Genomic DNA, 22301 nt, shown 5'->3' with positions numbered 1-22301 from the left:
ACTTTTTAATCAAAATAAACCAAATGTTACTAAAACATGGGTCATTTTGTAATGAAATGTAATATCGTTGACATAAAAAGTCGCCGATTATTTCGTATAATGACGAAGGGTAAATAGAAAGGTGGACTTTTTAAGTGAGAAAGAAAACGTTTGGGTTCGTCGCCACGCTATTGTTGGGTGCTAACGTACTTTTACCAGTCTTTGCACAGGCAGAGTCACTGAATGAATTAGACCAAAAAGAATCCGCGATCGCTCGTCAAAGCGACAAAATCAGTGGAGAATTACAGATCGCCCTGAGCGATGTAAATGAGAAATACCAGGAAGTAAACGATATCCGTACAAAGATCAGTCAGAATGAAGCAACACTAGAAAAGACAAAATCTGAGATCGTTGAAACGGAGAAAAAGATCGAGCAGCGGAAAGAAGCCATTGCTGAACGAATGAAGGCCGCGCAAGTGAGCGGAATGACCGATCGTTCAATCAGCGCCTTACTAGAATCAAAAGACCTTGGCGAATTCTTGAACCGTGCATTTGCGATGTCCGTGATCCAAAACGCGGAAAAAACAAAAGTCGCCAGTTTGGGCGAAGCCAAAGACACGCTGTCAGAATTAAAAACAACACAAGAAAAAACACAAGCCCAATTAAAAAAAGACAGCCAGAGTCTTGAATCGGAAACAACGAAGCTAGACGATAAAATGGCCTACTTAAAACAAGAGTTAGCCGATAATAAGACCAGCTTAGAGAAAATCAGCCAAGATAAAGAAGTAGAAAAAGCACGTCAAGCGGCTGAAAAAGCTCAAAAAGAAAAAGCAGAAAAAGAAGCCAAAGAAGTTGCCGCTGCAAAATCCGCCGAAACAGAAAAAGCGGAGAAAAATGCCCAAGCCGCAGCTGCTCAGGCACAGGAAAAAGCGAAGGCAGAAGCTGCTACAAAAGCAGCCCAAGCATCAACGGAAGCTTCAAAAGCCTCTGCGCCTGCATCAAGTGCACAAGTATCAACGACACAAACAAGTGAACAACCAAAACAAGAACCCGCAAAACCAGCCGCACCAAGTACGCCGACAACATCCGGCCGCACGATGCAAATGGAATCAACGGGATATTCATGTGCTGAATCCGTCAACACCTTCTTTACAGCGATGGGGATCGACTTACGTCAAAACCCGCAAGTCGTTGCCGTTGATCCAAGCGTCATTCCTTTAGGCTCAATGGTAGAAGTATCCGGCTACGGCATTGCGATCGCTGGAGATACAGGTGGCGCAATCAAAGGGAACATCATCGATTGCCATTTCCCGACCGTAGAACAATGCATCCAATGGGGCCGCCGCTCAGTAACCGTGACAGTCATCAGCTAATCAATCAACAAACAAGAACCGCTTGAAATCAAAAGATTTCAAGCGGTTCTTTTGCGAGTTCCACTTCCTGCTTTAGCAGGTTAGTGGAATCGTATGGGAAGAGACAATAAAACATTTTCGGCCCCTCGAAAAGGTCGCTAAAAAGGGAATTGGTGAATTTCAACTAATTTGTTTAAATAGTCTTTCTTTACTCCTTTTTAAACTAAACGGTGAGGGACGATAGAGAATCATTTTTATGAAGTTTGCGTTTTTATTGTGAATAAACAGAATGATTATCAATTGCTCTACCTGAATATCATTTATGAAGATACATTAACTATTTGTTTTTCTGCTATTAATAATAAAAAATGGGACTTTATTTACAACAATCAACTTTTACTGGATTATAGAAATTATTGAGTAGTTGTTTCCGGGAAATGAGAGACTTGTTATGGAACTATCGATACGATAAAGACGAAAACCGCTTGGTGTCTTAGAATGATTATCGTTTAGCAGACACCCCTTCATTAGACCAAGTATCATTTTAAGTTATAAAAAGAGACAAACGAAGACGTCTAAATGTCTTTTTTTGACACTTTGAAATTTTAATTGGTTAACAGACACCAAAAAATACTGTATCGTTATCTGTGTAGAATAACTCGTGTTACTTTAAAAAAATGATTAAGCGGAAAGGTGTATGTAAAATGATTAAATTGTATACTTCAGCAAGCTGTACTTCATGTAGAAAAGCCAAAGCATGGCTTATAGAAAATGGGTTGGATTTTGAGGAAAGAAATATTATGTCAGAGCCGTTAACCACTGAGGAGATCACAGAAATTCTAGCATTGACCGAAACTGGAACAGATGAAATTATTTCGACACGCTCCAAAGTTTATGAGAAATTAGACCTTGATTTTGATGAGTTGCCGTTGAGTGAGGTAGTGGAGATTATTGAAAAACATCCAAGCTTATTAAGACGTCCGTTGTTATTTGATGAAACCAAATTTCAAGTTGGGTACAATGAAGATGAAATCCATCAATTCATTCCACGAGACATTCGCAGAATCACTTCAAAGAAAATGGCTAAGATTTTGCTTTATATGGATTTGCAGAAAGAAAGTCTTGTATAAGACATAATCATAGATAAATCCCCCCGTCGTTCCTTTGTTAGGGAAGAACGACGGGGGGATTGTTTTTTAGTTTTCTTTTTTTAAGTGTTGCGGATTAAATAATCAAAGGCGCCAAGAGCCGCAGTAGCCCCTGAACCCATAGAAATGATGATTTGCTTATAGGCGCTGTCGGTACAATCGCCTGCCGCAAAGATTCCTTCTACGTTAGTGGCACCGTGCTTGTCGACTAAGATCTCACCACGATCGCTTAAAGCGACAGAGCCAGTAAGCCACTCAGTATTCGGCATCAATCCGATCAAGATGAAGACGCCCTCTACTTGCAAGGTATGTTCTTCATTGGTCAGACGGTCCGTATACGTCAATGCTTCTACGTGTGAAGACCCGGTGATTTCTTTTGTGGCTGCATTGGTGATCACCGTGACATTGGTCAATGAGTAGAGCTTCTCTTGCAATACTTGGTCAGCCTTCAATTCAGGCAAGAATTCCAATACATAAATATGTTTGGCTAACCCAGCTAAGTCGATCGCCGCTTCGATCCCTGAATTTCCGCCGCCGATAACGACCACTTCTTTATCTTTAAATAGAGGGCCGTCACAATGAGGGCAATACGCGATCCCTTTGTTTTTGAACTCTTTCTCTCCGGGGACATTGATGGCGCGCCAACGTGCACCTGTTGAAAGGATGGCCGTTTTCGCGGTCAGCTGTGCACCGTTCTCCAATTCCACTTCGATCAGATCATTTTTTCGGATGGCTTTCGCCCGTTGTCCCTTCATGATGTCAACGTCGTATTGCTTCACGTGTTCTTCTACTTGACGCATCAATTGCGGGCCTTCAATGTAAGGTGTTCCGATCACGTTTTCGATTCCCAACGTTTCCAGTACTTGTCCGCCAAAGGTTTCTACGACCATTCCAGTCTTGATCCCCTTACGTGCCGCGTAGATCGCCGAACTGGCACCAGCCGGTCCGCCGCCAACGACTAACACGTCGAAGGTTTCCTTATCCGCAAATTCATCCGCACCCATTGGTCCGCTGACTTTTTCAAGAATTTGTTCGATCGTCATCCGACCGCTGTCGAATTCTTCACCGTTCAAGAAAACAGTCGGTACAGCCATGACTTCTTTTTCATCCACTTCTGCCTGATACATCCCGCCTTCGATCATGGTATGAGAGATGTTGGGGTTCAGTACAGCCATAATGTTCAAGGCTTGCACGACGTCTGGGCAGTTGTGGCACGTTAAGCTGACGTAGGTTTCAAAGGTCAATGCTCTTTCGATGGATTGAATCTGCTGCTTGACTGCATCTTCAATTTTTGGTGCGCGTCCGCCAACTTGCAGCAGGGCAAGGATAAAGGACGTGAATTCATGCCCCATTGGCAATCCTGCAAAGCCGATGCCGCTCGCTTCTGCACCAACGCGATTGATCTCAAAACTAGGTGTCCGCGTTAATTTTTTTGTTTCAATCAAAATCTTGTCGTCCATCGCTGCGACTTCAGTCAAGAAATCTTCCACTTTTTTTGAGTCTTCAGATTCGTCTAAACTGGCAGAAAAAACGATTTTTGATTCTAATAACGCTAAATATTGTTTAAGCTGTTCTTTCGTTTCGTTATCTAACATAGCCGCTCCTCATTCATTTAAGTGTAGGTCCTTTTTCACTCAGAAAAAAGACGTTCGATCGCATGTATACAATGTGGAACTGGTGCTTCTAGATTTTACCAACTAAGTCAAAACTTGGTTTCAATGTTTCGCCGTCTTCTTTCCATTTCGCAGGGCACACTTCGCCTGGATGGGTACGAACATATTGCGCTGCACGAATCTTGTCGATCAAACCGCTCGCGTCACGGCCAATACCGTCCGCATTGATTTCCATTGCTTGAACGATGCCGTCAGGATCGATGATGAAGGTTCCGCGTTGTGCCAGACCTGCTTCTTCATCTAATACGTCAAAGATGCGTGAGATATGATGGGATGGGTCACCGATCATTGTGTAGTTGATTTTGCCAATGGCATCGGATGTATCGTGCCATGCTTTATGAGTGAAATGAGTGTCAGTAGAACAAGAATAAACTTCAACGCCTAATTCTTGTAATTTTTCATATTGATCTTGTAAATCTTCTAATTCCGTCGGGCACACAAAAGTGAAATCTGCTGGATAAAAACATACGATAGACCACTTGCCTTGCAATACTTCCTCAGAAATTTCAATAAATTTCCCTTGACGATACGCTTGTGCTTGAAATGCTTCCACTTGTTTTCCAATTAATGACATGAATGAACCCTCCTGTTTGATAGTGAGAAAATTTTCTCGTAATTGATAAAAGGAAATCTGAAAAAACTCATAAAGACGTCCTCTTATTTAAAATAATTATAAACAGAATCTGTTTCCATTGTAAATGGTTTTTTTGCAGTTTTTTGAAATGAACGCCTCAAAAAGAAAATTTTTTCTATCGAAAATGGGTTTTACGGTTTCTTAGAGGCAATTCCATCAAATGAGAAAAATTTTTAAGTTAACGTGGATGAACGCAAACCGAAAAATGAGAATGCCGTGTTAAGAAAACTTGGTTTATTTGTTTTTTGTAAATAAATTAATTTTGTTGAACATTCTGAGTTGTATTATTTGTAAAGAGAAAATGAACATAGGATAATACGATAACTATCATTCTCATTCTATTAAAAAGGAATAAGGATTCATTAGAAAAATTTGTAAAGTAGGGATACTATGAAACGATGGGTAAGCGCCTGGATGCTGCTCAGCCTATTTGGGAGTGTTGCGTCACCAATTCTTGCGTCTGCAGTCGAAAGTACGGAGAGTTCTGCCAAAACGTCAGTGAATGAAGGAACGACCGTCCAGTCGATAACCAGCGATCCGCAGCAAACCGTACCAACGGAATCCGCACCGATTCCAGAAAAAGCAGAAAATCCAGAAAGCACAGAAGATTCAGAAAGCACAGAAGATTCTGACTCGGTCACGAACCAACTAGCATTCGAGAAGACAAGTGAATTCAACGATGAGGGATCAACGAAGAATCAGACTGAACTGCAGTTGGATGGAAAAGTCACGAGCTCTGCTGAAAACACACAAGCCATTACATTTGAGATGACCCCGTCATTCAAACTTACAGACAGCAAGCCGGAAGAGAAGGTCATTATAAACGACCAAAAGGAACCGATCGGCCACTACACCGTCGAGACTAAGAATGCCCGCAGCAGCTATACATTGACCTTCAATAAGCTGGTCAAAGGGGAAAATAAATTCAAGCTCATTCTGCTTGGGACGATCACGCGTGGGCCAGATAAAACGGTCGACCTCTACCAAGGGGATCAAAAGATTTTTCAATTAGCCTTGCCGGATGAAGCAGATACGTCTAGTGAAGATAGCACTGCCTCTGAGAGTGCTGGGACGAGTACAACAGAATCCGCTTCGTCTTCAACGACCGCATCAAAAGAATCAACGAAAAGCAGCCAAAACGATGCGACGAAAGAATCTACGGAAGCATCAAAAACAGAGGGAACGACTAAAAATGAAAAGAAGCGTGCCGCTCCAGCAGCTGAGCCTGCACAGCCTAGAGCACCAGGATCAATCGACGAGTTGTTTTCAACTTATGCACCCGGTGATAATTTTGTTCAAAACATCAAGCTGAACTTCGAGCCAAATCCGCCAACCATCAATTCAACCGTCCAGTTTAATATGGATTTCGCTATCCCAGACGCGGTTCGAACAGAGATGGTCTCTGGTGATTATTATGAGATGGATTTTCCAGAAGGCTTAGCCATCACGACACCTTCTCCTCAAGGGGATTTGAAGGACGGTGACGGGAATGTCTATGGAAGGTATATTTTTGATGCAGGGACACAAAAGCTGCGCATCACCTTCACTCAGCAAGAGGGACAAAATTTCTTACCGCCAGAAACAGGCTCGGTCACGGCCGATGTCCGCTTTGATACGAAAAAAATCACGCAGCCTGGTCCAGCGACGATCATTTATCCGAGTAAAACCAATATTCCGCCATTTATTGTTCAAATCAAACCAACCGGAGGAGCGTCCATCAGTAAGGCCGGGCATACAGATACGCCAAACAACCCAAATACGGTTTATTGGGATGTCGATTTCAATAAGGATTTTTCAGAATTAGAGAAGCCGCTCTTAACAGAGAAATTCCCAGACCAAGTCACTTTCAATAAGGACGATCTTGGTGCCGTAGCAGTCTATCCTTTAGAGGTTGATTTTAACGGCAATGTAACAAGTACGGGAACGACGCCGCTTGATCCGAGTACGTATACCGTTGCAGATAATGGTTCGATCCAATTCAATACCACGATCGATCGCCCGTATCGCGTCGTGTACTCGACCACGATCAAAGATGCTGTCAAACCGACGAATGGCGGGACTGTGCCGATCACGAACAATGTGGCATTGACGAGTGGAAGCACGAATCTGCCTGCTTCTGCGACGGTCCAACTCAATTATAAAAAAGCATTAGAAAAAGTAAGAGTCGGGTACGACAGCATCAACCAAGAATACCGTTGGCTGATTCGTTACAACTACGGACAAAAGGAATTGGCAAATGACACGGTCGTTTCCGATACCTATTCTTCCAATATGGATGTTGAACCCAACAGCTTCGACGTATATACGGTCAATTTCGACAATCGAGGGAATCCTGTAAACGGAGCCCCCCTTGATCCGAAAGACTACACGATCGACACGACGACGAATCCTTTTACAGTAAGCTTTAAAAATAACGTCCAAGCAGGAAAAGCAATCAACATCGCGTATAAGACACGGGTCAATAAGATTGTTTCAGGGGCATCGAACAATCAAATCACGGTTTCGAATCAAGCGAAAACGAATACGATTCCTCCGACAACAGAAGTAACTACGACCCCCACGCAGCAAGTAGTGATAAAGAACAAGCCGACCATCGATGTAGGAACAAAAACGGCGCGCTATGTGATCGATATCAATAAAAACAAATACGAGATGGAGAATGCGCTTTTTACCGATAAAATGAGCTACACCGATGAAGGCTACGCAAGCTTCCCGACCAAAGTGAAGCAAGCCACTTCAGAGGCAGATGCGGGTGTGGTGATCCGCGATGTGTCAGCGAACAATCGAGTGCTGACGAGTGCGTTTCGTTTTGTAGCGACCGATGGCGAGGTCGTAAGTACGATCGGCGATCCTGAGACAGCCGATTACGTCGTTTCTGCGAACCTGAATGAGAAACAATCTGGTTATACCAATTTCACGGTGAAGTTTCAAAACGCTTATGCGAAGACGACCCATCAATTTCAAATGGAGTATTACATTACCTACAATCAATTTGATGATGAAGTAGAGAATACCAGCATCGACTACAGAAACACGATGACAGCGAATTTCGTCAATAATGGACAGCCCTATGAATCTTCCAGTACCACTGATTTCAAAACGAGTACACAAGAAGTGAATCAAGGGATGAAATCGGGCAGCTATGATCCGGTGACGAAGGAAATCACATGGACGATCGTAACGAACTACAATAATTTAGGGGTATCGCAATTCACGGTGACTGACCCGATCACAGGAAATCAAGTCTATGAGCCGGATTCGTTGGAGGTCACACGAGGAACGATCAATTCCAGCGGCAGGTTCCAACCGACGACAAAGAGTCCGTACCAAGGAAATCAAGTAGGTCAGGATTATTTGACCGTCACAAATCCAGTACCGACTGCCGAGGATCAGCAAGGGACGTTGGCTATCCAATTAGGGAAAGACGGCAACTACATTCCCGGCTGGAACGCAGATGATGTACCGATGGTTTATCAAATCCAGTTCAAAACATCTTTAAAAAACCAAATCGTGTACAATCAATCAACCTATAACAATGTCGCAACGGTTGATATTACAGGGAACAAGCAAGAATTGCCGGCATCGGTATCAATTGCCTTTGGCGGACAATCGGCATTAAAAGAAGGAAACTACAATACTCAAAATGGGAAAGTTGACTGGGCAGTTACTATCAACCCCAATCAGTCCCTCTTAGCGAATGTGAAGATCGAAGACAATCCGAGTGCCAATCAGATCATTCAAGGAGACAGCTTCAAGCTGTATACAGGGAAATACTCAGGAACCGGGAATGCTACCACAGTCCAAAAAGATCAGCTAGTCCCTAGTGACCAATACAAAGTAACAGTCACGACGGACCCAACCACCGGGCAGCAGCGCTTTGTGTTAGACATGTCCGAGATCCAAGAGAAAAAAGATCCGAACCAAGAGGATCAATACCTCACGGGAGTCATCGAAAAACCGTATATATTGGCGTATGAGACAGAGCCGAACTTTACTTCTCGTACTGAAACGGTTGCGAATGATGCGTCGATCTCTAGTGAAGGGAAGGAATTGCCTGGGAAAGATACTCATAAGGATTTCCCAGTAACGATCCAGGATTCTAGCGGAACGGCTTTCGGTTCCAAAGGAAAAGTGGTCGTTCAAAAGGTGAATGGCAACGGCGGTGTTGTTCCAGGGGCTGTTTTACAGCTGCTTCGAAAAAATACCAGCACGAATAAAACCGACGTCTTGTATGAGACTACGACAGATAATCAAGGACTGACGACTTTCGGGAATCTGATCGCCACCAGTTCTGCTTACGAGTATTACGTGAAGGAAATCGAAGCACCCGACGGTTACACGATCTCTCCAGAATTATTGGAGGGAAAGAGGGTCTATGCAGATACAAGCAGTAACACGCCAGTGACCACGATTGAAAATGAGCCCGTCAACGTGACCTTCAAAAAGACAAACGCTGCTGGAAATGCCTTGTCTGGCGGATTGTTCAGTCTGTATGAGAACAATGGAACAGCAGCCAACCCGAACTATGCGTTCTTGCGAGGCTTTATTCCGACTTCGGAAGGCTTCGATCTTTCAGGATTGGGAGATGGGCAATACCGTATTCGAGAAACTTCGGCTCCTTCAGGGTATCAGATCAATTTGACGCCTATCGACTTTGAGATCAAGAAAAACAGCGATGCTACACGCAGTGTGTTTGTCAATGATGAGGTTGTTTCCGATGGACTCTTGCAATTGAAAGACTATCGAGGCTCCGCATTATTGAAGAAAAGCGATGAATCAGGAAAAGCTTTAGGAAATGCCCGATTTAACGTGCAGCGGGCTGAATTGAACTCAGATGATTACAGTGACTACGGAGATCAAGACAGCTATGTAACGGCTAACGACGGAGAGCTGAAATTATCGGATCTGCCGCCAGGAAAATACAAAGTAAAAGAAAGCCAAGCGCCAGAGAACTACTATTTAAATAGTAAGGAATTTACATTCGTTATCGATGCCGTTTCGACAGGGGATCAGGCGCCAGCAACTGTTGAATTGAATAATGGCGACGCGTTGATCGATTATCAAGGATCTGCACGATTTAAAAAAGTCGATGGCCAAGACTATCTCACCAATCAAAAAGAGACACCTTTGTCAGGGGCGAAGTTCCAGCTTTATGATGCTGAAGGAAAAACAGCGGTTGGCGATGAAGTGACCACGGGTTCAGATGGCTACCTGGTCTTTGATAATCTAAAACCCGGCACCACTTATGCCTTTAAGGAAACGAAAGCACCTTCCGGCTATTTGAAAAACGATCAGCTGGTTCGATTCACGTCTCCAGTCACCAATAATCAAGGTGAATCAGCCGTGTCCATCGAATCCGGCGGCGATCAAAAACTTGTCGTCGATGAGAAAACACCCTTCAAGAACTATAAAGAACGTGTGCATTTTCGTAAGGAAGACGAAGCAGGACGACCTTTAGCTGATGCGAAGTATCAATTATCTAAGCAAGACGATTCGAACGAATGGGAGCCTGTTACAGATCTAGGCAAGGGTGCCGGTTCAGACGGTCTCTTCACATCAGACAAATTAGACGGCAGCGTCAATGCTTTCGAACTGTCTCCAGGGAAATACAAGTTTGTTGAAAAAACCGCCCCTTCCGGCTATCTGTTAAACACTAAAGAGATCCCGTTCACCGTGGAGGACCAAGAAGAAGGCGAACCGCAAGTTTTGGAAATTCCGATCTCCGGCGATGCGAATGTCAATTATCAAGGATCTGCGGTACTTTACAAAGAAGCCGAAGATAAAGAGGACACTACGTTTAACAAATTAGAAGATGCTGCTTTTGACGTGTATACCGATTCAGCGACACCAGAGAAAGTGACCGAAAAGAATCTCACTTCTGATTCCGATGGGAATGTAACAGCCACAGGCTTAGCTCCAGGAAATTATTATTTCCAAGAAGTTTCAAACGGAAATCGGTATCTCGTGAACACGCAAAAAATCAAATTTACGATTCCGACTACAGCCTCCGGCAAACCAGAAACGGTCACGACGAATGCGGATGGTAAACTAAGTCTGAGAAACTATCTAGGAACGGTTGAACTGACAAAAGTCGATGCAAATGAGCAACCATTGGAGAATGCAGAATTTACGGTCTTTGATAGTAGTGAGAAAGAAGTCGGTAAAGGAAGCTCGAATCAAGAGGGAAAAGTCATCATCAATAAGCTCGCTCCTGGCGACTATACAATGAAGGAAACGAAGGCGCCCGATGACTACTTGCTAAATGATCAAACGGTCACCTTCACTATCCCTGAATCCGCAGAAGGGCAGCCGCAAAAAGTGGTGATTCCAGACAGCTTCAAGGATTACAAAGGCGCTGTCAAATTGATCAAAACCGATGCCAATGATCAGCCACTGGCAAATGCAGTCTTTGAATTGCTGGACAGTGACGATCAACCAGTCGGCGGGACAGCTACCTCCAACGAAAATGGGGAAGTCGTTTTCGATGATTTAGCACCAGGCAACTATACCTTTAAAGAAATAAATGCGCCCGATGGCTACGTAAAAAATACTACGCTTGTTCCTGTGACTGTGCCAGAAACTGCGGATGGTCAGCCTGAGGTCGTGACAGTGAAGGATCACTTCGTCAATTATCAAGGGACCGCGGAATTGACGAAAACAGATGGCGAAGGCAATGCCCTACAAGGAGCAGCTTTCAAAGTTATCCGCACAGATGGAAGCGACGTTGAAGGAAAAACCGCAACGTCAGACGAAAAGGGACTTGTTCAAGTTACTGGATTGGCTCCCGGCAGCTACCGCTTTGTCGAGACAGCTGCGCCAGATGACAACTACGTGATGACCAGTGAAGCGTTAGCCTTTACGATCCCAGCAGAAACTGAGGGACAACCAGCTGTTGTTGCTGTCTCAGATAACGTACCGAATTACCGTGGAACGATCCGCGTGCATAAAGTCGGCAACGATCTAAACGACGATTCTAAAATGGTTGATCTCGCTGGAGCGGAATTCACGCTCTACACAAACGCAGATTTCAGCGATACAAATCCTACAAAAGTCGTTTCCGATTCAAAAGGAAATGTTGCTTTCAAGGATTTGGCACCAGGGACCTATTACGTGAAGGAGACCAAGGCACCCAATGGGTATTTGGTAAACACCTTCCCAATGACCTTCGTGATTCCTGATCGCGTACCAGAAACGATGCCGATGACGGATGCGCAAAATCATGAAAATAGGATCGAAGACGGCTCCTATTTTGTGGACGCAGGTGATTTCCAAAACGCACGGAAAAACATCGAGTTGAAGAAAACAGATGGTGAGAAGGATGGAAACCTAGATTTGACAAAAGTCGCCTTCTCTCTATACTTCGATGATGGAACGACCACTGGAAAACTCGTAAAAGAAAAGTTGCAGCCAGAAACAGACGGTACGATTGATTTAAGCAATCTAGCACTGGAAGACGGCAGCTACAAATTGATCGAAACACAAACGTCCGAAAATTATGTTCTCAGCAGCCAGCCGATTTATTTTGTGGTAGAAAATTCGCAAGCAAAAGGCATTTCTCTTAACATCGCGAATTATCAAGCGGTGATCAAAGGGAAAAAAATTGGTGACGGCAAAGGACTCGCTGGAGCAGAATATCAATTGTTCAAAGCGAACGATCTAGATAAACCGCTCGAGACGACCGATCAAAAGGGCGCAAAACAAACTATCCTTAAAAGCGACAGCAAAGGAGCGTTTTATGCCAAAGGATTGAGCGTTGGCGAATACGTTTTGAAAGAAAAGAAAGCACCAAACGGTTATATTCTCGATACGACCACACACAAATTCACGATCTATCCGCAAAATGGAAAACCCGCGGTTCGTGATTTAGGCGAGTTTGAAAATTATCAAGGCCGAGTGAGATTGACTAAAGTCGATGCAGCTAATGAGAACAACCAGTTAAGCAATGCAGAGTTCCAGCTGCTAGATGAAAATCAACACGTTCTGCAAGAAAACTTGAAGACAGGAACTGATGGCCGACTAACAGTGACCCATTTGGCTCCAGGGACCTACTTCTTCAAAGAAACCAAGGCCCCATCAGGGTATCGATTGTCCGAAAAACAACTTGCATTCACAGTCGAAGCTTCTCACGCTGGAAAACCAGTGCAGATTGAAGTAACGGCGAAGAATGACCGGACGCCTAATAAACCAAACCATCCAAAACAGCCAAATAAACCCAATACGCCGGGATGGTGGCACTATCCAAAAACTGGAGAAACAAATGGACCAATCCTTCTAATCGTTGGTGCACTCCTTGTTCTCGCAGCCATCGGGATAGGCTATTACAGAAAAAGAAACTAACTATTCGTGTAGCTGCAAGCAAGATCCGTAACAGGATTTGTTGCTTGCAGTTTTTTTGTGCTCCTAATATATAGAAGGAAAAGGTTCGTTCTATGTCAATAGCGAAAATTTCATCAAAAATATTTCAAGTGTGACGTAAATTAAATGATCCGATTATTTACTACAGCTAAACCTTTAATTTCAAAGCACTTATTACAAATTAAAATAAAATGAACAGTGTTATAGACGATATTCGCTTAATATAAAATATGTTCTTTTTATTTTAAGGAAATAAATAATTAGAGTTATGTTAAAATGCGTTGTCAAATAAACATTGATATTAGTGTGTCGGTGAACTATAATGATAACGTCAATTGTGTTTTTTAGATTATATTATTACACTCATTTCTAATAGTGAAAGAACAAACGATGGTTTAAAAAATCACTCGATGTGTTAAATGGTTATAAATAGAAAGCTGAATGAATAAAAATGTCAGATATTCTATAACCTCCAAAATAAAAACTCTTTTTCTTTAAAAAATCATCGAAAAAAGAAGATAAAGTTTTGGATGGACATACATTCGTATCATTTTTTTTTGATATACTAATTCTGCTATTCAAAGGGGTTTAGGAGGGTTATAAAGCAATTACAATAAGAAAAACTTTAGGGAAGTTGAGGAACTTATGGAGCAAACGATCAGCATCAAACAATTATTTGAACTACTAAGGAAACGAATGGGATTGATTGTACTAGGAGGACTTATAGGCCTTTTGATTTCAGGTCTATTAGCCTTTTTCATTTTAACCCCCAAATACAGCTCACAAGCGCAGCTAGTAGTGACCTTGCCGCAAACCGAAACAACGAATGCGAATGACGTCAATACCAACCTGCAAATGATCAACACCTATAAAGACATCATTACAGGAGATCTAGTAACAAAAGAGGTATCCGAGAAATTGGACACTGAATATCGTCTTAAAATAAGTACGAGCGATCTGAAAGAGACTATCAAAGTCGAACAAAATCAAAATTCACAAATGTTCTCGATCATTGCGACCAGCAGGAGTCCAAGAGAAGCAACGAATATTTCAAACGTAACGGCTGAAATATTCAAGGAGAATGCAAAGGATGTATTAAATGTTGACCGAATCTCGATCATTTCGCAGGCTGTTGTCAGCAGCGATCCCGTCTTTCCGAATAAAAAGTTGACGATCGCCGCCGGATTATTAGTAGGAATCATGTTAGGTGTCTTTCTAGCTGTTCTATTAGAAATGTTAGATCGTACAGTGAAAGAAAGTAAGACGTTGACTGATGAATTTGGCCTGACTCTTTTAGGGAATGTACCAGAATTAACGCAAAAAGAATTAAATGCAAAGATTCGTCGCGAAGCCTCACCAATGATGAGTAAACGAGAAGTACCTAAAAATAATGATGCAGACATGACTTTTGATCGTCGTAGACGCAAAAGAGTCTAGGAGGAAACAATGGCTAAACGAAAGAAACAATCAGAGACGACTCATGCGGTGAGTCTGATTACATTAGTAGATAAAAGTTCACCGGTATCTGAACGCTATCGTACGATCCGGACCAATATCCAATTCGCGTCTTCTGCGGATCGACAAATAAAAACGATGGTCATTACTTCATCTGGACCAGGAGAAGGAAAATCAACGACAGCCGCAAATCTCGCAGTTGTTTTTGCGAATTCAGGTCAAAGTGTGTTGCTCATTGATGCAGATATGCGGAAGGCCACTGTCCATAAAACCTTTCTGTTGAATAACGGCGTGGGGCTGAGCAATGTGTTGAGCACCGATATGAAGGTCAGTGACGCGGTTCAACGGACAGTCGTTCCGAATCTGTATGTGATGACCAGTGGCCCAAAATCCCCGAACCCATCAGAATTATTGGGATCGACGCGGATGGACCAGCTGATCAAGGAGCTTCGCTCAGATTATGATTTCGTGATCTTTGATATGCCGCCGATTGTTGCGGTGACCGACGCACAAATCGTTGCCTCAAAAGCAGATGGAACAATGCTAGTGGTTCGAGAAAATTATACCCGTAAGGATTCGCTGCAAAAAGCACGGGAACTGTTATCGATGGTGAATGCCAATGTGTTAGGCGCTGTGTTCAACGGCAGTACAGATGTAACAGATCAAGGCTATTACTATTACGGAACCGAAAAATAACACAAGAAGGTGGAAACGTTGATTGATCTGCATTGTCACATTTTACCTGGCGTCGACGATGGGGCGCAAACAATGGAAGACAGCATTAAAATGGCGAAAAAAGCAGTTAGTCAAGGCATCACCCATTTGATGTGCACACCACACCATAACAATGGCAAGTATTCAAATCCAGCAAATCAAATCATAGCTAAAGTTGAGGAATTGCAGGAAACCCTAGATCAAAACGATATTCCTCTCACGTTACTGGAGGGGCAAGAAGTACGCATCACAGGGTCGCTTATAGAGGATATTCGAAATCAAGAAATCTTGTTTACGGATATTGAGAATACCTATATCCTGATTGAATTTCCCTCTGGTGATGTTCCCGAGTATTCAGAGCAGCTCTTTTTCGAACTGATGAGCCACGGTCATGTGCCAGTAATCGTGCATCCCGAAAGAAATTCCGTTTTTCGCGGAGATCCGAATCGGTTGATTCCTTTTCTTCAAATGGGGGCATTGACGCAATTGACTGCTCCAAGTATCGTTGGGACCTTTGGCAAGGATATCCAAAAAACAGCCAAGCTCATGCTGAAGCACAATATGCTCTATATGGTGGCTTCAGATGCACATAACTTAAGGCATCGAACGTTTCTAATGAAGGAAGCCTATCAAGAGATTTATAAAATCGGTGGAGCAAGAATGGTTGAGGAAATGCAGCAGATGGCGAAAGATCTAGTCAATGGAGACAAAGTCTTCTGTCCAGAATTTTATGCAATAAAGGAGTCACGCTTCAAATTCTTTAAATAAGGTAGTTTGTGTTTGGGGGAGCATGGAATGAAAAGTGAAAAGACTTTTGGGGATGTGAATATTTTGAGTGCGAAACCTTCATTTGAGAGGAAAGATTCCCAATTAATATGGATCGATAAAGAAAAAATCCAACGTCAAAAAGGATATGACTTCGTTAAACGAATGATCGACATTATTGCAGCAACGATCGGAATAATCTTCATTTCTCCAGTCATGCTGTGGATCGCTTATAAAATACATAGAGACGAACCCAATTCACCTATAATTTTTTCGCAAAAACGTGTGGGAAGAAACGGAAAATTATTTATGATGTACAAGTTTCGTTCCATGTGCGTAGATGCGGAAGAAAAATTAAATGGATTGGCCGATAAAAATGAAATCAAAGGTGCTATGTTCAAGATGAAGGAAGATCCTCGCGTGACGGAGTTTGGAAAATTCATTCGTCGAACAAGCTTAGATGAGTTGCCTCAATTGATCAATGTGATCAGAGGTGAAATGAGTTTAATTGGACCAAGACCACCATTGCAAAGAGAAGTTGCTGAGTATACACAATATGATATGCAGCGTTTGTTGGTAAAACCCGGATGCTCTGGTTTGTGGCAGGTGAGTGGACGGAATGAAGTTCATTTTGACGAAATGGTTAATTTTGATATTAATTATATTAAGAAAAGAAATCTATTTCTAGACATTAAATTAATTATGAAGACGATAAAAGTTATGATTACCTCAGATGGAGCGTATTAAAAAAGTAATGAAGAATACTGCAAATCAACCACTAATTTCAATTATAGTTCCCGCGTTTAATGTAGAGACATATATATCAAAGTGTATTGACTCAATATTGAAACAGACTTACAAAAATATTGAGTTAATCATTATTAACGATGGATCTACAGATGATACAGGAGAAATTATTAAGAAAAAATCTTATGAAGATGATAGAATTAAAGTGTTTAATCAAATGAATTCAGGTGTCTCAAGTGCAAGGAATAAAGGAATAGAAACCTCATCTGGGAAGTTTATTCTATTTGTCGATCCGGATGATTGGATAGAGAGTGATGCCGTTGAGCATTATTTAAAATTGTATAATAGACACAATGATCCGGATATTGTAATTAACGGTTTTATTATGGAATATGAGGGAGATAAATCTACTTTATCAATTCAAGTTTCAGAAAAAACCAACGTTTTCTATTTAGAAGAATTTAAAGAGGAATTTCCTAGACTTTTAAAGAAAAATTTTTTAGCGACTCCATGGAATAAATTGTATAAGAAAGAAGTGATAATCAGAAACAACATTGAATTTCCAAATATAAAAAATGAAGATTTGGCTTTTAACTTTATTTATTTATTAAAATGTAAAAAATTTTCAATTGGGAATAATAGTGATTATCATTGGTTACGAAATCGAGAAGGTTCAGAAACTGAAATAATTCACCAAAAGTATGAAGTTGATAAATTATGGGAGAACCGCAAACACATTACGATAATGCTGAATAATTTTAGTGATATTTTTTTTGATAGAGATCAAAAAGAATTGATTAGAGAGGTATACAGTTACATTGGAGACAGAATTGTCCAAACCATTCAAGAAACAACAGATTCTGTAACTTTCATAGAAGCATACAAAATAATTAAATCTGTTTACAGAGATGAGCTGCTAATGTCAGCATTTGATAAATCAAAACCATCAAAGAGTATGATGAAATTAATGTATATCCCCATTAGAATACGTTCTATTTTACTATCTATTTTGATGGGTAAAATAATTTCTTTTATGAAAAAAAGGTTTTCGAATTTGTTCAATAAAATTAGAGCAAGAATAGTTAACGGCTAATAAAATTCAAGCAACACTTTGCATTTTCATAATATATAAGTTTATTTTAGAATAGTGACATACCTATATTACTAGAAGGAGAAAAAAATGAATGATTTTTTTAATGAAATACATAAAAAAGAACTAGATATTGCTTTAGAGTTTAGAAAAATTTGTGAAAAATATGATTTGAAGTATTTTATGCTAGGTGGCAGTATGCTAGGAGCTATTAGACATAATGGATTTATTCCTTGGGATGACGATATAGATTTTGGAATGCCAAGAGATGATTATGATAAGTTTATTGATCTAGTCACAAATGAACTTTCTAAAAAATATAATTTTGTAAGTTTTGAAAACACAAAAGATTATAAGCTTTTTTTTTCAAAAATAGAAGATAGATCATATACTATGATAGATAAATCAAATATTAAGGATAAAATAGTATTTCCATGGATTGATATTTTTCCAATTGATGGTGTACCAGAAAAATTAGTCAATTTTTGGAAAATAAGATACTTATATAGAAGAGCTAAATTCCAAATGTCTCAGTTTGATAATATCAGTATCAATCGAAAAAAAAGACCATTACATGAGAGAGCTTTAATTAATTTTGCGAAGATTGTAAATAATTTTGACATTCTTTCTGAAGACAAGGAATACTTGAAATTGCAAAATTTTCTAAAAAGCACTCCATATGATTCATCAAAATATGTTATTAACGGGATGGGAGCTTATAAACTTAGGGAAATGGCCTTAAGAGATTGGTTTGATGAGTTGGAAGATATACAATTTGAAGGGACTAAATTGAAAGGTCTGATTAAAGAAAACGCGGAGCTCTATTTGACGCAACTTTATGGTAATTATATGGTACTCCCAGTACTTGAAGACAGATTCCAACATAAAACTGAAAAGTATAAGGGGGATTAAAAGCATATGAACAAAAATAATTATAAAATAAAATTTCCGAAAATATTTTTATTAGCAATATTTTTGATTCCTTATGACGCAATTCCACATATAATGCCTTCAATATATCGTCCTATAACTGCTTACGCATATGTAGTGCTGATGATTTTCATGATATTAGTTCAAAAAAAAATTATGATCAATACTATAGTTTTAAAATTCACTTTCTTTTTTATTTTTGCTTGTATATATGGTTGCTTTAGATACATATTTAGATATGGTGAAATATCTGAACCAATAAAAGAGATATTTCCAATTCTAATCGGCTATTCCATTTGTATCGGTACATACTGGATTCTTCAAACATATGTGAATAAACACGAACCTGAGGATGTCTACAAACTACTAATTGAAAAAATTGGATTCTTTTTTATTTTACCATTAATAATAGCTTTGCTAGATATGTGTGTGGTGTATTTAGGGTTTCCACATGTAATAAAGCGTATAATACAAACATTATTTGGAGGCTTTCAAGAAACAAGAGTGACTGGTTTTACTTATGAAGCCTCATGGCTTGCTAAACATATGCTTTTTATTCTTCCTGTTTATTTTTACATGGTAAAAGTAACTGATAAAAGCATATATAAATTATTTTTCATTTTATCACTAATCATATTTCTAGCTACACTCTCTCTTAAAGGATTCATGCTGTTGATAATTGCCATTATCCTATTTTTAATAATCAAATCATACTGGGATAATTCTTTTATTTCACTAATCAAAAGATCAATAATCGGTTTAACATTAATTATTTTACTCTTGCGTGTATTCAATTTATTAGTCAATTTTCTTGCGCCAAATACGTATATGGCTTATAGATTAGAAAATGTTCAATCACTTCAAGAATTTATTTTATCTGGGGGATCGAATTTTATCAGAATTGGCTCTATGGAAGTTAATTTGATTCAGTTTCTACAATCAAATCTATTTGGTTTTGGTCTTGGATCTGGAACAAAAGAATTTTCTGTGATTATATCTCAATATTTTCCGCAAGCATTAACTTTTAAAGAAGTATCTGCATATGTCTCATTTAGGAATTTTCCAGGTGGTCCGCTATTTACAAGAATTTTCTCAGAATTAGGTATAGTGGGAGCATTTCTGTTTTATTCTTCTATAATATCCTGTTTAAAAATGACAAAAAAAATAAAAAACATGAGATACTCAGGAATTATTCTATTTTGGGTATGCTCAATGTTATCAATGGGTATTCAAGATTCATACTCAAGTGTATATTTTTGGTTTTCTATTGGAGTATTATTGAGTATGTCAACAATCACAGAAAAGGTGAATGATAGTAATGAGAATATTATTTATAGTTCCATCACTTAGAGTAGGTAGTGGTATAACAACGTTTTCCATGAATTATTATAGAAAGATGGGAAGAGAATTTCAAATTGACTTTTTAACATACAAAAATTTTCCATCAAAATTTTCAGACGAAATTCGAAGTAATGGTGGGAAAATCTACTTCTTACCATCTTTGAAAAACCCAATTAAAGTGTTTATATTTTGTAATAATTTTTTTAAAAATAATTATTACAAAATCATACATTGCAACTTAATAAACTTAGCTCCGTTATTCTTTTATTTTGCAAAAAAAAATGGTGTGAATATAAGGATTTTACATTCACACTTTACTGAATCGGGAGAGAATTTCTTAAAAAAAATAAGAAATGATGCTTTAGTTATTCCTGCTAAACATGGAGCTACTGATTTTTTTGCTTGTTCTGATGTTGCTGGAAAAGAATTTTTTGACAACGAAAAGTATACGGTTATTAGAAATGCAATTGATTTAGATAAATTTTCATTTTCTAAAATGGATAGAGATTTTATTAGAAAAAAATACCAAATTAGTAATGAGTTAGTACTTCTCACGATTGGAAGATTATCATTACAAAAAAATCCGTTTTTCATCATTGAAATTTTAACAAAATTGAACCAAATTAAAGATTTTAAATTTTTCTGGATTGGTGATGGAGATTTATTTGACAAAGTTTTAGATAGTTTAGTAAAAAATGGTGTGCGAGAAAAAGTAATTTTTATAAAAGAGTTATCACCCGAAAAGTTAAAAATGTTCTATTCAGCATCGGATATCTTTATTTTGCCATCTAAATACGAAGGATTGCCATTAGTAGGGGTTGAAGCTGAAGCGAACGGTATTCCATGTTTGTTTTCTAAAACTATTTCAGATGAATTGAAATTGAATGAAAATGTATTTTATTTGCCTATAGATGATGCAAATTCATGGATTAAAGTTATAACATCACAATTAAATAGGACTATCCCATCAGAAAAACTGATTCAAAACTATGATATTAATTCGCAAGCCAAAATTTTTAAAGAAAAGTATTTTTATCTAATAGAAGGAGTAAATAATGAAGAAAGTAATAATTCATGGGGCAACATGGACAGATAATTTTGGTGATACTTTATTTTTTGAAGTATTTGGAGATAAAATAAGAAATCTTGGTTATGAGCCCGTTCTAGTCAATGCAGATAACAATCTTGTGAAACAATTGTCCTTTGAAATCAATAACTATAAAAATTTGAAAAAAGCTTTAAGAGAGTCAAGCGCTATAGTATATGTGGGGGGGGGCTATTTCGGAGAAGCACCAAATATTTCACAAGTTAGAAGAATTTTATGGTCACTCAAGTTATATATAAAATGTTATCGTTTAGGAATTGTTTCATTGAAGATGAAAAAGTCAATGATTATTGTGGGTGTTGGCGCTGGCCCCGTATCTATAAATATCATGAAGAGAACTATTTCAAAAATCTGTAATGCTTCAGTGGAAGTAATCGTTAGAGATACCGAGTCACAAGAGTTTTTATCATTAATTGGTGTTAATAATAAAAAACTATTAACGACCGCGGATACTTTAGTTGCCATAGATAGTTTTTTTCCAAAAAAAGATTTAAGAAAAAAAGTAATATTAGTTCATTTGCAAGATATACCTGATAATTCTAAAAAAGTCCACTTAATTGTAGAGCAACTTGATAAATTTATTATAAAGTTCCCAAATTATTCAGTAGTTGGAATAGGAGATCAAGTTGGTAATTCTGGTCAAGATGCTTGGTTAGAATATTGTTCGGTTCATTTTGGTACAAAGTCAATCGAATACACAAATCCCAAAGCTCTTATCCGTAATCTTTCAGAAAATGAAATTACTATTACAGAAAAATTGCATGTAGGAATTATTTCAGCAAGCTACAATAATAGTGTATATTCTTTGCCAAAGCATGATAAGACGAAAAGGTTTTATAAACAAATTGGTCATTCTGAGAGGGTTATTTCTGATGATGAATTGTTTTCTGGAGAGTTACTTTCAAAAATGCTGAAATATAAATCTACTCCTGTTAAAGTTCCGAGTTTCATAAAAGATAAAGCAATTATGAATTTAGATATTTTAACAAAATTTTTGAATGAAATTAAATAGG

At 39.2% G+C, this 22301-nt stretch carries 14 protein-coding genes; 12 read left to right on the top strand and 2 right to left on the bottom strand.

What is annotated here, in order from left to right; translation table 11 throughout:
- Positions 1 to 134: 134 nt before the first annotated feature.
- Together IGI66_RS11630 and spx are read left to right on the top strand one after the other, a co-directional pair.
- Positions 135 to 1352: a 3D domain-containing protein gene (locus IGI66_RS11630; protein WP_438849088.1), complete on the top strand. Its 1218-nt coding sequence runs from the start codon at positions 135 to 137 to the stop codon at positions 1350 to 1352.
- A gap of 683 nt (positions 1353 to 2035) precedes the next feature.
- Positions 2036 to 2461 (top strand): transcriptional regulator Spx, encoded by a 426-nt coding sequence (gene spx, locus IGI66_RS11625; protein WP_010779735.1) that lies wholly within the window; start codon positions 2036 to 2038, stop codon positions 2459 to 2461.
- Positions 2462 to 2541: 80 nt separating this feature from the next.
- Here the strand turns inward: spx and ahpF are convergent, their stop codons facing one another.
- Positions 2542 to 4074, bottom strand: coding sequence for an alkyl hydroperoxide reductase subunit F (ahpF, locus tag IGI66_RS11620; protein ID WP_438849087.1), 1533 nt, complete (start codon positions 4072 to 4074; stop codon positions 2542 to 2544).
- An 88-nt stretch (positions 4075 to 4162) separates the two neighbouring features.
- The gene (ahpC, locus tag IGI66_RS11615) at positions 4163 to 4726 is read right to left on the bottom strand and encodes an alkyl hydroperoxide reductase subunit C (protein ID WP_010779737.1); all 564 of its coding nucleotides are present in this window, start codon (positions 4724 to 4726) and stop codon (positions 4163 to 4165) included.
- Between the two features lie 450 nt (positions 4727 to 5176).
- On the opposite strand from ahpC, the gene IGI66_RS11610 reads away from it, so the two are divergent.
- From IGI66_RS11610 to IGI66_RS11565, 10 genes are all read left to right on the top strand, one after another.
- Positions 5177 to 13123: a SpaA isopeptide-forming pilin-related protein gene (locus IGI66_RS11610; RefSeq protein WP_438849086.1), complete on the top strand. Its 7947-nt coding sequence runs from the start codon at positions 5177 to 5179 to the stop codon at positions 13121 to 13123.
- A gap of 663 nt (positions 13124 to 13786) precedes the next feature.
- Complete coding sequence (locus IGI66_RS11605) at positions 13787 to 14578, top strand: YveK family protein (protein WP_438849085.1); 792 nt, start codon at positions 13787 to 13789, stop codon at positions 14576 to 14578.
- A 9-nt stretch (positions 14579 to 14587) separates the two neighbouring features.
- Entirely contained in the window at positions 14588 to 15292 is a 705-nt protein-coding gene (locus tag IGI66_RS11600; RefSeq protein ID WP_438849084.1) for a CpsD/CapB family tyrosine-protein kinase, read from the top strand.
- 18 nt (positions 15293 to 15310) lie between these two features.
- A complete protein-coding gene (locus IGI66_RS11595; protein WP_438849083.1) occupies positions 15311 to 16078 on the top strand; it encodes a tyrosine-protein phosphatase in 768 nt (255 codons plus the stop codon).
- Between the two features lie 27 nt (positions 16079 to 16105).
- Positions 16106 to 16822, top strand: coding sequence for a sugar transferase (locus IGI66_RS11590; RefSeq protein WP_438849082.1), 717 nt, complete (start codon positions 16106 to 16108; stop codon positions 16820 to 16822).
- Positions 16809 to 17915: a glycosyltransferase family 2 protein gene (locus IGI66_RS11585; protein WP_438849081.1), complete on the top strand. Its 1107-nt coding sequence runs from the start codon at positions 16809 to 16811 to the stop codon at positions 17913 to 17915. Before IGI66_RS11590 ends, IGI66_RS11585 begins: the two co-directional genes overlap by 14 nt.
- An 87-nt stretch (positions 17916 to 18002) precedes the next feature.
- Positions 18003 to 18824 carry a LicD family protein gene (locus IGI66_RS11580; RefSeq protein ID WP_438849080.1) on the top strand — a complete coding sequence of 274 codons (822 nt, stop codon included), beginning with the start codon at positions 18003 to 18005 and terminating at the stop codon, positions 18822 to 18824.
- Positions 18825 to 18830: 6 nt separating this feature from the next.
- On the top strand, positions 18831 to 20192 hold the full coding sequence (locus IGI66_RS11575; protein ID WP_438849079.1) for a hypothetical protein: 1362 nt from the start codon (positions 18831 to 18833) through the stop codon (positions 20190 to 20192).
- A complete protein-coding gene (locus IGI66_RS11570; RefSeq protein ID WP_438849078.1) occupies positions 20161 to 21279 on the top strand; it encodes a glycosyltransferase in 1119 nt (372 codons plus the stop codon). Before IGI66_RS11575 ends, IGI66_RS11570 begins: the two co-directional genes overlap by 32 nt.
- The gene (locus tag IGI66_RS11565; protein ID WP_438849077.1) at positions 21239 to 22300 is read left to right on the top strand and encodes a polysaccharide pyruvyl transferase family protein; all 1062 of its coding nucleotides are present in this window, start codon (positions 21239 to 21241) and stop codon (positions 22298 to 22300) included. The genes IGI66_RS11570 and IGI66_RS11565 overlap by 41 nt, the downstream gene beginning before the upstream one ends.
- The last annotated feature ends 1 nt before the right edge of the window (position 22301 follow it).

Origin of the sequence: Enterococcus sp. AZ048 (assembly GCF_051715125.1) — a bacterium.
GTDB lineage: Bacteria > Bacillota > Bacilli > Lactobacillales > Enterococcaceae > Enterococcus_A > Enterococcus_A gilvus.
The sequence above is the reverse complement of the archived record's forward strand: the minus strand, read 5'-3'. Positions and strand labels throughout refer to the sequence as shown.